The organism is Pseudoclavibacter soli DSM 23366, assembly GCF_000423505.1.
In the GTDB taxonomy this organism is placed as follows: domain Bacteria; phylum Actinomycetota; class Actinomycetes; order Actinomycetales; family Microbacteriaceae; genus Pseudoclavibacter_A; species Pseudoclavibacter_A soli.
On the sequence record NZ_KE384027.1, the window covers coordinates 125,140 to 140,182 of the forward strand.

8 protein-coding genes are annotated in these 15,043 nt (G+C 62.5%); 4 read left to right on the forward strand and 4 right to left on the reverse strand.

The features are described 5' to 3' along the window. Positions 1-194 precede the first annotated feature (194 nt). From G557_RS0108185 to G557_RS14000, 4 genes are all read right to left on the reverse strand, one after another. Positions 195-482: a hypothetical protein gene (locus G557_RS0108185; RefSeq protein WP_156877142.1), complete on the reverse strand. Its 288-nt coding sequence runs from the start codon at positions 480-482 to the stop codon at positions 195-197. Between the two features lies 1 nt (position 483). Then, the gene (locus tag G557_RS0108190) at positions 484-876 is read right to left on the reverse strand and encodes a hypothetical protein (protein ID WP_028245659.1); all 393 of its coding nucleotides are present in this window, start codon (positions 874-876) and stop codon (positions 484-486) included. Between the two features lie 101 nt (positions 877-977). Next, positions 978-1,442 (reverse strand): hypothetical protein, encoded by a 465-nt coding sequence (locus tag G557_RS13995; protein ID WP_156877143.1) that lies wholly within the window; start codon positions 1,440-1,442, stop codon positions 978-980. A 172-nt stretch (positions 1,443-1,614) separates the two neighbouring features. Beyond that, a complete protein-coding gene (locus G557_RS14000) occupies positions 1,615-2,094 on the reverse strand; it encodes a variant leucine-rich repeat-containing protein (protein WP_156877144.1) in 480 nt (159 codons plus the stop codon). A gap of 373 nt (positions 2,095-2,467) precedes the next feature. Between G557_RS14000 and G557_RS0108205 the strand changes: the two genes are divergently transcribed. From G557_RS0108205 to G557_RS0108220, 4 genes are all read left to right on the forward strand, one after another. Next, a complete protein-coding gene (locus G557_RS0108205; RefSeq protein ID WP_028245662.1) occupies positions 2,468-4,342 on the forward strand; it encodes an HNH endonuclease signature motif containing protein in 1,875 nt (624 codons plus the stop codon). Positions 4,343-4,519: 177 nt separating this feature from the next. Then, entirely contained in the window at positions 4,520-9,265 is a 4,746-nt protein-coding gene (locus tag G557_RS12510; protein WP_051224892.1) for a lamin tail domain-containing protein, read from the forward strand. Positions 9,266-9,385: 120 nt separating this feature from the next. Then, the gene (locus G557_RS0108215; RefSeq protein WP_028245663.1) at positions 9,386-10,285 is read left to right on the forward strand and encodes an SPFH domain-containing protein; all 900 of its coding nucleotides are present in this window, start codon (positions 9,386-9,388) and stop codon (positions 10,283-10,285) included. Between the two features lie 158 nt (positions 10,286-10,443). Further along, positions 10,444-15,030, forward strand: a complete 4,587-nt coding sequence (locus G557_RS0108220; protein WP_028245664.1) for an ElyC/SanA/YdcF family protein — start codon at positions 10,444-10,446, stop codon at positions 15,028-15,030. The last annotated feature ends 13 nt before the right edge of the window (positions 15,031-15,043 follow it).

A 15,043-nucleotide genomic window follows, 5' to 3' on the forward strand; every position in this document is an offset into this window, starting at 1 on the left:
GAGCTCCCCGCGAGAGCGGGGGTGATCCGTGGCGTGATCGTGGTCTGGTCGCGACGAAGATGAGCTCCCCGCGAGAGCGGGGGTGATCCCAAGACGTGCCTTTCGCCTTATCAACAAGGTCGGAGCTCCCCGCGAGAGCGGAGGTGATCCGGCCATCCAACCGATAAGCGGCGCCTGGCGCCAGGGGCCGTGAATCAGCGGAAGAGGTCGTGCTCGTTGGCCTTGATCCAGTTCTGCTCGTTTTCGCCGAGGGTTGAGCGACCGCTGCCTCGCGTTGTTTCTGTGACCTCGCCCTTCAGTGGGAGGGCAAGGCCGAGCAAGGCTGCCACGACAAGAATTCCCAGTGCGAGAGGGCGGTTGTTGGGGTTGGTGCTCACCCACCTCGAGGTTGCGGTGATCGCAATGCCGCTGTAGATGATGCAGCGGCCTAAGCGCCAGAAGATCGGTCGAGCCGAATGTGTGTATGAGACCATTTTTGTCATATCAGCGCACCTCGTCATAGGGCGATTGCGGCGGGCGGATGGCCGGACGCAGCAGGTTGCGATCCACATTGATGTCGCCCACCGTGCCTGAGAACGGGCGTGGTGTGTAGCGCGCGCTGGCGCGTAGCCTGCGACGTCGGAACCAGGATCGGCGCACTCTGGCGGAGCTGCTGCGGCGAACTCGCACCTTGGCCGAGGCCGACCGTTGGCGCTGGCGATGGCGCTGGCCTGGTGCAGGAATAAACAGAATGACGACCAACGCGATGGCGATGGCTGCGCCCAGTGTCCACTCTGGTGATGTGTGAAGCCATACTCCGGCGCGCATAGTGCCGAGTGCGAGCACCCCGGCGATCGCGATTCGCCCGTACAGCGGTATCCCCCATGATTTGCTCATAGGAGAATCATAGATTCGATGGAGTCGGAATCGGTGGAGCAGGCTCTCCCGCCGTATCGCCGACCTCACTGTCAAGCCTCCCGAAATCACGTCGTCGCAGCTCAGCGCCCATAAACGTACGGCTCGTGATCAAGTACCGAAGTGATCTCGAGGCCGTCATCGGTGAATTGCAGCTGGTAAGTGATATCTTCCGAAAGGTCGAATCGATAATCTGAATCCCACTCATCGACGCTGTGCGTCATTTTCACTGTTGGGCCGGTTCCATTGCCTCCTGGTGCCGTGAGCGAGTGCCCCCACCCATCTATTGCCCCGCTGGGCAGTTCGAAGCCACTCGCGTCTTTATACATGGTCTCTAGCAGCGAGGTACCACCGGTATTGGGGCTGATCAATTCGCACTGGCCGAGCACTGTCAAACTGTCTCCGTTTGCGTTCGCTGTGTACACGCTCAGTGCCAACGGGTCATTCATGCCGACAGTCCCACCTCGACCGCCAAAGCCGCCGGTATACGCTTCCAGCTGTGTCAGCGTCACGATGTCGTTAGCTCCGTCGCCATTGACATCGCCCACGTAGGGGTCGATGGCGTAGGCAGCGCTTGACTCCTCGCGCTCATGGCCAGCCGAAAACCCGTTGCGCGGAAACCCATCGATGTAGAGGCCGAGGGCACCTTCTGTCTGAGACTCAGCGTTGAGTACCTCGGTCGGGCTCCAGATGGCGCCGTCTTCAAAGTTCGTGGCCTCGTCAGGCAGCTCGGCATCCTCGGGCGTGCCTAAGAACCCGGCATTCTGCTCGATGAATTCGCGATCGAAGTCGGTGACGGGTGCGGTTTTGAGTAGCTCGAGTAGGGCGTCTTCGCTGAGGGATGCGTGGGCTGGTGCCGGAGGCGATTTGTCCGGCGAGGTCGGTGCCGCCTGCGGCGGTGACCCCGGTGCCGGCCTGTGTGGCGGCAAGGCCGGTGGTGGTGGCTGCGGATGCGGCGATGCCGGTGGCTGCTGGGCCGGCGAGGTAGCCGCGTTTTTGGTCTTGTTCGGGTTGCAGCCCGCGCAGCCATTGGGCCAGCTGCGGGTAGATGTTGGGGTGGGCGAGCAGGGGTGCGATCAGCTCGGGGTGTTCAGGTGCATGCGTGGCGATTTGCTGCGACTGTGCCGGGGTGGTGGTGAGCTCACGCACCTGCGCAAGCAGGGCATCCACCGGCTGATTTGGGTGTGGTTGTTCGGTCATTTCTCCCCCCGGATCGTCTGACGGTCGACAGGCTATCACGGGGGGCATGACAGAGCCACGGTGGTTGCTGTGGTACGCCGTCGAGTGTGCAGAAGAACCACCTATGTGAGGTTTCAGGTGTCACGACTTATGGTTTCGACGTGGTGAAATCGCATCTCGTGACACCTCTCTTGTGGCACTGCAGATTTGCGGTGCAAACGTGCGCACGTGTACAGCAAACAGGCACATCAATCGTCATCAAGTGTCGGTGACAGAATGAACCCGCCTTGATCTTCAGGATGAGCTTGAAGTGAATCCAAGAATCAATCGGGTTTTTGACGCGTGGAGGCCGAAATCGAGCCTTCATGTCGGTGGTTGGTGTTGGAATGTCAGTATGAACGCCAAGGCACACGCACAACACGCGGCAGCTGGCGCCAGTGCGCTGGCGGCGGCGCTCAGCGAGCTGAACGCGGCCGCTGAACGTGTTGTGAGGCTGTGCGTTCGGGCCGATCAGTCTGGCGCTTGGGGGCAGTCCGTTCTCGCTGTGTTATCTGGTGGGGCAGGCCAGCCTGGGGCGTTTGCGCTGCACGACATGGCGGGCGTGCAGGTAGTGCACGCTGCGCAGGCGATCGAGCGGGTGAGCCGGCTGGTCTCGGCTGTGCAAGTGAGCTTGGCAGGTGAAGTGCAGGCGCGGTGCCAGTCTCCTGAGCTCGAGCCAACGCCGAGCGCTGCCGGAGCGGGCGTCGGCGTGGGTACGGGCACAGGTACTGCGACCACTACTGAGGCAGCAGCAGTGGTCGATCCGGCGAAAACCCCGACGACTGGTGCGGCTGTAAACGCGGCTGCAAGCGCTGGCGAATGGACAGTTCCGGGGCAGGGCAGCGCTGTTGCCGGTGCGGCGACTGACCTGCGTGAAGTGTTCGGGGTGCGAACGGCCTCGGCGCTCTTGCAGCAGGCATGCGGGGTGGGCGCACGAGTGGCACGGGGGCGTATACGTCTGGCCGAGCAGGTGCTGCCCAGGCGAAGTGACACGGGGATGATTCTGTCGGGGCTGCATCCCCGGGTTGGTGCTGCCATGTTCGCCGGGGCGATCAGCGTTGAGACAGCCCAGGTCATTGTCGGTGAGTTGCAGACTGTGGCCGATCGTGCGCACCCCGACGACCTCGCGGCCGCTGAAGCGCACCTTGTTGCTGAGGCGAGCTTCGAGTCACCGACGACTGCCGACGCAGGCGACGCGGCTGTTTCAGAGGCGGCTTCAGCACCTGAGCTGGCTGCGAAGGCGGGGTTGTCTGTGAAGGCGAGGTTGTCTGCGAAGGAGGGGCTGTCTGCGAAGCTGGGGCTGTCGCCCGAGTTGGTGAGAGTGCAGGCACAAGCGTGGCGTGATGCGCTTGATCCTGATGGGGTTGAGCCGAAGTTCGATACACAATTGCGTCGCCGCTACCTCAGTATTTCGGCTACGCCTCGTGACGGCATGCACAGCATTTCAGGTGCGATACCGCCCGATGTCGCGGCCAAAGCTCTCGCGATTCTGGGTGCGCTCACAACGCCAAGACGATCAACCGGCAGAGATAGTGCAGTCGACTTGGCGAGTGGGTTGGGCGATGTTCCTGCCGATAAGCGCACGGTCGGCGAGCGTCGGGCTGACGCATTTGCCGCGATGGTCGCTGCTCTGAGCAACGACACCACTATGTTCACCACTCCGCCGTCGGTGATCATCACGACGAGCGCAACGAGCGCAACGAGTGCTGGCACACTTGCGAGCAGCCCCGGCCGCATCAGCGGCATCGCCGAACTCGTGCCACCTTCGGTGATCGCTCAGCTGGCTGACGACGGTGGCGTTCAACACGCCCAATCTGACCCTCGCGGCGCAGTGGTCGCGCTGAGCAGCGCACAACGGGTGTTCACCGCATCTCAACGCAAGGCGATGGTTGCCCGCGACGGTCATGAGTGTGTGATTCCAGGCTGTCGCATTCCGGCCATCGGCTGTGAAGCTCACCATGTCACCGCTTGGCAGCACGGCGGGCGCACCAGCATCGACAACGGAGTGCTGCTCTGCTGGTGGCATCACCGCACCATAGACACCGGGCCCTGGCGCATCGACATGCAGCATCGCCGACCTGTTATCACGCACAAGTACTGGCGCGGTCAATGCTGGCAACCGAGCGCTCACCATGCCACGACGGTTCGCGAGATCTCGTCGCGTGGCACGCAAATCCCTTCGCCTCGGCACCGAGTGAGCAGGCATCGTCATGAGGTCATGCAGACCTGAGCGTTTACGGGTGTGAATGTTTGGCAAGGTGAGCGCTGCGAGGCCATTTCCAGTTCACTTTCCGGTCATAGGCACGACACCGCCCGAACACCTGTCGGACACGTTCCGGGCACGTCGAGTTCACGCTTGCCTCCTACGGTTTCAGGGTCTCACCTGTACCCCCGAAGAGGAGCACCCTTGTCCCCCGAGCATATCCATCCCACTGCGCCCGAACCCGCACCGGCGCCTGCGCTCGAGACTGAGCCGTCGCGGCAGGTGTGTGATCACGCCGAACGCACTGGTCGCGCTGGTATTCTCTCGCGCATCCTGCGCGGCCTGACCGCATCAGCCGGCGTTGCCGCACTGATTGCCGCAACGCCAGGTCTGGCCGACCTCGGCGCGGCCGCAGCGCCAGCCGCCGTCACCGGGCCCATCGTCACCGAAATCCAGGGCGACAACACCGGGTATGACAACTTCGAGTACATCGAGCTGTATAACCCGCTCGAAGTGGCAGTCGACTTCGCGGCCGACGGCTTCAGCTTGGGCTATGACAACGGCGGCACCATCAAGACCCTTACCACTGCGAACATGGACGGCACCGAGGGGTCGCCGAACCTGGTGCTGCAGCCGGGCGCCACGGTCATGCTGTGGCTGTCGTACAACGACGGCAAAAGAGTCGACTCGTTTGCCAAGACCGAGCAGGAGTTTCGTGAGGCGATCAGCCTGAATGACTCCACGGTGCCCGTCGTGCGCCTGACCGGGCAAGGCGGTATCGCCAATGGCGGCGAGCGTGGCGTCGTGGTGCAAAAGAATGGGCAGACCATCGCCGAGTCGTACCTGCCGGCGATCTCGCCGCAGGCGCCCGGCACCTCGACCCACTTCGCTCTGCCGATCTCGCAGACCGACAAACACCTGAGCGTGTGGCAGCAGTCGGCAGACCCCACCCCTGGCGTGGTTGACAAAGCCCAGCTGGTGAACTCCAGCAGCGACGATGACGGCTCAGATGACGGCACCGGTGGCACCGACCCCGAAACACCGGTCGACACCGACCCCACGCCCGGCTTCGACCCGGTTGCCGACCCCAGCGCCACCGGCTCGCCGCTGCAGATTACTGAGCTGCTGCCCGACAGCTCCAACGTCGGTGGTTCAGACGGTTACGAGTTCATCGAGGTGTACAACTCATCCAGCACCGCCGTCGACTTCGCCGACTACGTGCTCACCTATCTGATCCCCATCGATTACGACAACAACACCACCGAAACGCTGTGGCCGTCGACGAAGCGCGATGTGGTCATCCAGCCGGGCGCCACGCTGGTGTTCTGGGTGAAGAACTCGGCCAATCAGCAGCTGACCGTCGATGACTTCAACACGAAGTTCGGCACGGCGCTGGTCGACGGCGAGACGATTGTCGAGGTGCAGTCGTCAGGCATGGCCAACGGCTCGATGCGCGGGGTCGCGCTGCGCACCAACACGGGGTACACCGTCAGCCGCGCGTATTACAACATGAGCGTGGGCCAGGGCACGAAAGACACGGTTGTCGATCAGGGCCTGCACTACACCGCGGGCACCGACGCCGATCGTCCCGAGGTGCAGCGCATTCTCGAAACCTCAGCGGCAACGCCCGGGCAGGTTTCGCAGCAGCAGGTGGGCACCAGCCTTATCGTCGCGCCCACCGACACCACGTCACCGGTGATCGAAAACCGCACCACCGCATCCACCGATGGCACCGGCGACCTCACCATCTCGGCGCACATCACTGACAATCAGCAGGTGCGCACCGTCGAGCTGACCTACCGCAACAACGTCGACAACACTGATCGCACGCTGCAGCTCAAACGGGGCTCTGGCGATGTGTATTCAACGACGATTTCGTCGGGCGATCTCGCCGGCAAATCGACGATCAGCTATCGATTCACGGCGACCGACGGGCTGTCCACTCCGGCTGAGGAGTCGGGCACTGTGACCATCGAGCGTGACGACGCCGGGCCGGTGCAGCTGAATATCGCTGAAGGCCAGATTGTCGCGGGCAGTCTCGACATCGTGGCGAGCGGTGACGCGGGCGGTACAACGGTGGATGTCGATGGCCAGACCCAGCAGACGTCGCCCAGCCTGCCCAGTCAGCCGACCTTCTTGTTTGAGGCCACCAACACCGACGTGTTCTTCCGCAACGGGGTGAAAGTGGCCCTTGGTGAGGACAAATACGACGTGCTCAACATCTTCGATGACGGTACGTACTCGAATACCGTCACGATCAGTACGCCGGTGCCGCTGAGCTATCTGACCAAGGGCTCACCGGTGAAGCTCAGCATCTGGGCGGGCACCAAGGCTTGGCCTGATATCGACGAGAATGAGAACAACGACGATTTCGAGGTCAAGAACCTGCGCCTTGTGCTGCCCGACGGCCGCACGCTGCGCTCGACGGAGTGGGCGGACGCTGACCAAGTGATCCAAATGGGCGACTCAACCGGCAAACACGATTACATCGAGGGCACGTTCACCCTTGATGATGCTGACTTCAGCGGGGTTGGTTTCACGTGGAACACCGCCACCGTGGCTGACGGCATGCACACCATCACTGCGCGTTCCGGCGACGAGACGCTCACCCGGCAGGTGCTCGTCGACAACACCGCGCTGACGGTTTCGCCCTCGGTGACCTCAGATGCCGAGAGCGAGCAGGGTCTGCACGGGGCCATCACGCTCGACGCCTTGGTCAGCGATGGCGACGGCGACGTTTCTGGTGTGCCCGATGGTGCGGTGTCGGCAACGCTCGACGGTCAGAGTATCGAGCTGCCCTATGTCACCAGCAGCACCGATCTCGCTGCCGGCCAGCACACGCTGTCGGTGACCGCGACTGATGCCGCTGGCAACACCACCACTGAGACCCGCACGTTCACCACCATCGACGAGACGCCTTCTGCAGCCGAGCTCTCGGTTGGCAGTACCGCCACGATGAATGCCGACGGCACGGCGACGGTCGATCTGCAGGCGACGGCGACCGACCCAACCGGTGGCAGCCTCACGGTCAACTTCAACGAGGGCTCGGCCGAACAACTCGGCGACGGGGTGCAAGTGGCCACTGGGACGACCAATGACGCTGCGGCGACCGACCGCTCGAGTGCGGTGGCGGTGAGCGCCGACGATTTAGCTCGGCTGACTGCTGCCGATGGCCAGGGCGTGACGACCACCGGCACCGACGGACTGCCGTATCAGTTGTTCACGGTCACCGTGCCCGAGGGCGTGACCAGCGGCCAGGTGCGTGCCAACTGGACCGGGTCGAGCAACCCCAACGCGCAGGTGACCCTGTTCGCGTTGAGGTCTGATGGTTCGGCCTGGGACCAGGTTGATCGGCACTACACACCGGCTGACGACACCGGCGCGAACTTCGATTTGAGCGGGTACGTCAACGTGGCGTCACACGCGAAGGATGGCGTGGTCACCCTGGTCGTGCAGCATTCAGACGGATGGTCGGGCGCCGACACCACCACGAGAGACTCTGACGTGGAGGCGTATAACGCCGACGCCACTGACCGCAGTGACTACGACTTCACCCTGGCCTGGGAATCGGACACGCAGTACTACAACGAGAACCTCACCCAGAACTTCAGGTACCAGCAAGACATTCATCAGTTCTTGCTCGATCAGCGCAAGAACCTGAACCTGAAGTACATGTTCCACACCGGCGACATCGTCGATGACTTCGACCAAGAGTATGAGTGGCAGAACGCCGATGAGGCATACAGCATGCTCGAAGAGGATGCCGACGGCAACCCGCTGGCATACGAAGACCGTATTCCGTACGGCGTGCTCGCGGGCAACCACGACGTGGGTCACAAGTCAGACGACTACAGCACCTTCAGCACCTGGTTCGGGTCCGATCGCTTCTCGGGATCGCCGTGGTTCGGCGGCGACTACAACAACAATCAGGGTCACTACGACCTGTTCAGCGCCGGAGGCATCGACTTCATGGTGGTCTCGATTGGCTGGGACCCAGGCGATGAAGAGATCGCGTGGATGAACCAGGTGATCTCCGAGCATCCAGAGCGCACCGTGATTCTCAACCTGCACGAGTTCATGCTGACCACCGGCGGCCTCGGCCCCATTCCCCAGCGCATTATGGATGAGGTGGTCGCCACGAACCCGAACGTCAGCATGGTGTTCTCGGGTCATTATCACGACGCCTACACGCGTCAAGACTCGTTCGATGACGACGGTGATGGGGTGAACGATCGCGTCGTGACCTCGATGCTCTTCGACTACCAGGGGCTCGAGCAGGGCGGTCTCGGGTACCTGCGGCTGCTGCACTTCGACAACGAGTCGCAGACCATGCGGGTGCGCACCTACTCGCCGAGTCTCGATGACTTCGACGCCGAAGAGCCCTCGCTGGCCGACACCAACGGCGACCTGAGCACGTATCAGGACTTCGCGATCTCGTATGCCGATCTCGGCATACAACCCCAGACCAAAACGCTGACGACTGACTCGTTCACTGCGTCGGTGCTGAGCAATCGTGGCGTGAGCACTTTCTCGCGCATGGTCTCGACCTCCGGGGCGATCGCCTCGGTGACGACGCCCAGCGGAGTCACCGCCAGCACGCAGTGGACCGTGCCGGGGCCGGGCGTCTACGGCTGGTACGCCGAGGTCACCGGGCAGTACGGTGCGCAGCTGGTGTCGCCGGTGATGACCTTCACCGTGCGCAGCGATGGCAGTGTTGTTGAGGGAGTGGCCGATCCGCAGGTCGACGACACGACCTCAGGTGAAGGCTCGAATACCGCGACAAGCGGGGGGTCGGGCAATGGTGACAGCGGTATCTCGGCAGACACCGGCGCGCAGACTGAACCCGCGCTCGCTGCCACCGGAGCCGATCAAGCGCTGCTTGGGGCGGGCATCCTGACGCTCATGCTGGGCGGCATGCTGCGTCTGCTGACCCGCCGGCGCGTGCGCTGAGTGCGACCTGAATCAGGCGCCACGAGATACGGACTGCCGCTGTGCGGCTCGTGCCTTGTGGCGCCTGTTCGGTTGGATGCGCCTCTCGCCAGATTCACAGCTCTCACGTAGACTGCACCCATGGGCCTCATCACACTGATCATTGTCGCCGTCATTGTCGTTCTGCTGCTGATCGGCACGTTCTTCACCGTGCAGACGCAGACCAACATCATCATTGAGCGGTTCGGGCGTTTCGTGCGCATCGCCAACCCCGGTCTGAACGTGAAGATTCCGGTGATCGAGAAGAAGGCGGGCATCGTCTCGCTGCGGGTGCAGCAGATCGACCTGCAGATCGAGACCAAGACCAAAGACAACGTGTTCGTGCTGGTGCTGGTCTCGGTGCAGTACGCCGTGCTGCCCAACCGAGTGGCCGATGCCTGGTATCGCCTCGAGAACCCCGAAGCCCAGATCAAGAGCTACGTGTTCGATGCCGTGCGAGCCACGGTGCCGAGCCTGCAGCTCGACGAAGCGTTTGAGCGCAAAGACGATATCGCTCAGACGGTGGGCACCGCGCTCGCCGGCGAGATGGGCGAGTTCGGGTACCAGATCATCAAGACCCTGGTCACCGACATCAACCCCGACTCGAGCGTCAAGGCGGCGATGAACAAGATCAACGCGGCGCAGCGCGAGCGGGTTGCCGCCCAAGACCTCGCTGAGGCCGACCGCATTCGCGTGGTCACCGAGGCTCGGGCCGAAGCCGAGGCCAAGCAGCTGCAGGGTGAAGGCATCGCGAATCAGCGCAAGGCCATCATCGACGGCCTGCACGCCTCGATCGCTGAGCTGCAAGAGCAGGGCATTCGCGAGGCCGATGTGATCAACCTTATTCTGCTCACGCAGTACTTCGACACGCTCACCTCGCTGGGCAAAGACGGTGCCACCACGGTGCTGCTGCCCGGCTCGCCGCAGGGTGTCTCACAGCTCGGCGACGAGATTCGCAACGCCCTGCTGGTCGCCGGGGCGGTGCCGCAGCGCGAGCAGTAGCGCTGCACTGAGATCACGCGACGCCATCCGAGGAGTTCTTCGGATGGCGTCGCGGCGTTTTCCCACCGTTCACTGCTGGGTTACCTCAGGGCACTTGTCGGTTCAGACTGCACTTTTATGCTGCATTCGTTCACCTGACAACAGCAGAACGGACCACTGTGCTCTTCCCTCGACGCACCTCACACCTTGCTTCTTTAACAATCTGGACTCGCCCGGTTCGGGCCGCGCGGTTCGCTGCCGCGATTGCCGCTGCAGCCACGCTCCTGGCCGGATTGCAGGCGCCGGCATTCGCTGATGCGAACCAGGCGAGCGATACGCTCGAATCGTCGACGGCAATCCAAGCACTGGTGAGTGCTGTCGACTCCAACCAGCCCAACAGCGGCGGCAAGGAGTCGGTCGCTAACCTCGCTGATCAGAACAGTTCGACCAAGTGGTATGAGGGCAGCGGTGCAGCGCCCTCCGCTCAAGCTCCTATCTACGCGGTGTATACGCTCAGTCGACCCGCTTCGGCCATCGGCTACACTCTCACCTCTGGCAACGATGAGTCGAAGCGAGATCCGAAGACCTGGCAGCTGCTTGGCACGAACGATGCGGTGGTTGCGGCTGATGCAGCATCTGACCAGTGGCAGGTGCTCGATTCGCGCGCTGATGAGTCGTTCTCACAACGCGCTCAAACCAATGGGTACTCCATCGCCAACCCGGCGAATTACACCTATTACCAGCTGCGCGTGACCGCCAATGAAGGCAACACCAACCAGTTCCAGATTGCCGATTTCACTTTGCTGGGCTCGACAGGCACAGCACGAGAGCTTGTTGGCGCAAGCGCCGAGTGGTCGTATTGGGACACGACCGATAGCTCAGACACAGCCTCTGACCCGACAGCGGGCTCGGATGCACGCACCAGTTGGAGCGCAACCGATGCGGTTCTGCGCACCGGCTGGAAGACCGGGGTCGGCCCGTTCGGCGTGAAAAAGCAATCTGATGGATCAGACGGAGCTGACTTGGGCAACGGTTTCAGCGCAAGTACAGTGCTGCAACGGGCACAGGGCTCATCAATCGTGCCGGCATATTTCTTCCGCACACAGTTCTCGTTGACGCAAGGCGATCTCGGCACTGTCGGTGGCCTCGTGGGTACCATCGCCTTCGATGACACCGCGACCGTGTATGTCAATGGTCAGCGGGTGACAGGGTGGGATGATGCGGATGTCACCTCGAACACTGCCGCACTAAAATATGACGGCAAGGGCGATCCGCAGACACGATTGTTCACCGTGCCCGCCGGGCTGCTCACCGTTGGCACGAACACGATCGCCGTCGAGGTGCATCAGTGCAACCAGTCCAGCTCCGATGCGTGGTTCGCGATGCCGACACTGGTAGCGACCGCTGACTACACGTCGCTGTCGTACACCGGGTCAGAGCGTGACCGCAGCTATTCCTCAGACAGCTGGCCGGCGACCGCTGATGGCAGTGACGGCTTTGTCAGTCTGCTCAGCGGTTACAGCGATCTCGCTGATCAGTCGACGGTCTGGGGCGGCAACTCAGTGCTGCCCAAAGACGCTGAACTGACTGCACGCAACGACCAGCTCATCGTACAAATCAACAATGAGGCCACCGATGAGCAGGTCAGCCGAGCCATCACTGACGCGAACAACTCCCCTGTGCAGACTGAGTACGACGGCTTGGGGGAGCGCCTGGGCTCGCTGTACAAGACAGCGCTTAACACTGGTCAACTCCCTAAGACAGCTGAGGTGCTTTCGCATCTGATCACTGATGACATCGACGGGCACAACACGGCCAAGTCGATCTTCACTGAGAAGCGACCCTACGAACGTCTCGGGTTCACCTCAGACGGCGGGCGTATTCAGAAATACGACATCGGTTACGGGTTCAGCAATGACTCATTCCCCAGCGGGCACACCACAGGCGGTTACATGGTGGGAACCACGCTGGCGACGCTGCTGCCAGAGCTTGCCCCACAGATGCTTGAACGCGCCAGCGAATACGGCAACAACCGCATCGTGCTCGGCTTTCATTACCCCATCGATGTGATGGGCGGGCGCATCGGCGGACAGGCGATGGTTGGTTATCGCTGGTCAGATAGCGACTTCCGTCAGCTGCTGCTGGCCGCGCATGACGAGATCGAGAGTGTGCTGACGGCAGCCTGTGTGGATGCCGGCTATGGCAGCACGCTTACGGAATGCGCTTCTGACGCGAACGACACTTCGAGTGCAGTGAACACCTATACCGAGAGGCTCACTTATGGCTTCTCATCCAGTGCTGCCGCTGTCACCGGAAACGCCGATCTCGTGGTGCCCACCGGTGCGGCCGACCTGCTGTTGACCTCGTATCCACAACTGACCCAGGCGCAGCGTGCGGCCATCATTCGTCAGACTGCGCTGAGCGCAGGGTACCCGCTCGATCTCACTGCAAGAGGTGAGGCGAGTTGGCAGCGAGTTAACCTCGCGGCTGCGTTGACTGCGGAGGTGCAAGTCATTTCGGCAGACCAGCTGTCGATCAACGGGGTGACCGTCGACGTGACGCAGGTCGACGACGGCGATGACGGAGCATCCACCGAGACAGACCAGAAGGCGCAGGATGCAACCGTCGGCTCGCTGATCGAATACCAGCGTCTCGGGCTCTCAGCAGATGTTGACGAAGCCGTGGCGAGCTTGGCCGAGACCGATGCCCAGAAGGCGCAGGCCTGGTCGGAGATCGCCCAGGCCTGGACGGATGATTTGTACCGATTCGACCCTCAGGGTAGCGATGACGCGACGAGTCTGGAGGGCATTCCTGACGGACTGCCCAATGCTCGCAGCCAAGTGTTTGTGGTGCTGGGGAACAAACTCAACGACGACGGCTCGGCGAAGCAGGAACTGATCGATCGTCTTGAAGTAGCCAGGGCTGCGCTCACGAAGTATCCGAACACGCGCGTGCTGGTGACGGGCGGGCACACCGCCGGCAGCGACAAAGACAGCGAGGGCGAGGTGATGCAGAAGTGGCTGATCGCTCATGGCATTGCAGCAGACCGCATCCTCGTCGAGACGGAATCGAGTGACACCCCCGACAACGCGACGATGTCGATGCCGATGCTTTACGGGCAGACCGGCGACGACGCAGTCACGACAATTTCGGTCATCACTTCCCAGTGGCATCAGCGTCGGGGCACCATTCTGTTCGAGGCTGAGACGCGTCTGCTCGCCGACGCGCTGGGCGTGCAGCCGATTACGGTGCTCGACGGGGCCACGTGTGCGACGTCGAGCTGTACAAACAGCTCGTACGCGACCCCGCCGGCATTCGTCGGTGACGATGAGCGTGATCTCATCGCAAGAAATGTGGCCAAGGTCGCGAGCAACATGACGGTACACTCCGGCCTGGGCACCGCTCGCGGTGTCTCGGACGCCTACAGTGCGGCGCGCGCGACGACTGATCAAGCCAGCACCGACTTGTCTCGAGTGATCTGGATGCAGAGCAACGGGTACACCGGGGACACATCGACTGCGCGAGACAATCTGCTTGACGTGCGTCGCGCGATCGCCGATACCGCTGCTTCGTCGCGCACTTATGGCGACGAGCTGCAGCGCTTCACTGAGACGTGGGATGCGGCACTTGCGCCCCAGCGCGTCAGCGACGAGATTCCAGACGACCTGCCGACAGCGGCGCATGCGTTCGTGCTGATGGGTGCCGACGGGGGTGGCAGCACCGCGATGAAGAACCGCATCGCGCTCGCAAAGAACGCATTGGCTGAGTACCCGAACTCGATCGTGCTGGTTGCCGGCAACCAGGGCGAGATCACCGCTGGGTATCAAGGTCTGACCACTGGTGACGATGCGGTCGATGCTTCGCGCATCGTGAAGGTCGCGGTAAGCACGGATGCTCCCAGCGGGGCAGTCAACGTGATGCGTCAGCTGTACAGCATGAACGGAGCCGTCACGTCGTATACGGTCATCGTTTCTGGCAACTATGTGCGTCGTCCTACGGTGCTTTTTGCGGCTGCCGAACTGCAGCAGCGGCAGGCCCAGCGTGCCGACTTCGCGATCAGCTCGACAGAGATGATCGCGGAGACCTCGACGGGCACACCTGACGCTGCAGTGGCCACGTCTGACGCCTTAGGCAAGATCGCGACCAACGTCGCCCAGGTCTTTGGCGTTTCGAGCGCATATTCGAGCCGAAACTCCGAGAACACACCGTTGTCGGCGCTCACCGGGCTGAGCATTGTGCTGCCCAATGACGCACGCTTGAGCCGCTCAGCGGTGACGCCGCTGGCTGCCCAGCAGCCGAGAGTCTATGCCGAGCTCGACAACGGTGCAGAGGGGTCGGTCGAGGTGACCGATCTGGTAGAGCTCGTCACGAGCAGCGAAGAGGTGCCCGAGGGCACGAAGACTACGTGGTCAACAAGCTTTACCTACCGAGGGATCACAAAGGAGGCGAGCGCTTCGAAGATCACAGCGGCAGACAGCGGAACCGACGATGGGTCGGCTGAGAATGGAGGTGAGGCCAACGGTGCCGGCACTGGTACGGAGAACGGGCACGAAACTGACTCAGGCGGCGCCACCGACGATGCTCAAGACACCAGCATCAACACCAGTGCCGCTGAGCAGAGCGACGCGGCCGAGCTCTCTGTCGCTGAGGAGCATGATGGGCTTGCCAGCACTGGCGGCGTCTCGTTCGTCGCGGCAGGTTCGGCGCTGGCTCTGCTCGCACTCGGCGCGGGGGTGCTCGTTGTGGCACGTCGCCGCGCCGAGTGAGCGCGAGCAGTAG

Coding starts and splice junctions, on each gene's coding strand:
- G557_RS0108185 (WP_156877142.1), bottom strand. CDS start 482: ATGACAAAAATGGTCTCATACACACATTCGGCTCGACCGATCTTCTGG.
- G557_RS0108190 (WP_028245659.1), bottom strand. CDS start 876: ATGAGCAAATCATGGGGGATACCGCTGTACGGGCGAATCGCGATCGCC.
- G557_RS14000 (WP_156877144.1), bottom strand. CDS start 2,094: ATGACCGAACAACCACACCCAAATCAGCCGGTGGATGCCCTGCTTGCG.
- G557_RS0108205 (WP_028245662.1), top strand. CDS start 2,468: ATGAACGCCAAGGCACACGCACAACACGCGGCAGCTGGCGCCAGTGCG.
- G557_RS0108215 (WP_028245663.1), top strand. CDS start 9,386: ATGGGCCTCATCACACTGATCATTGTCGCCGTCATTGTCGTTCTGCTG.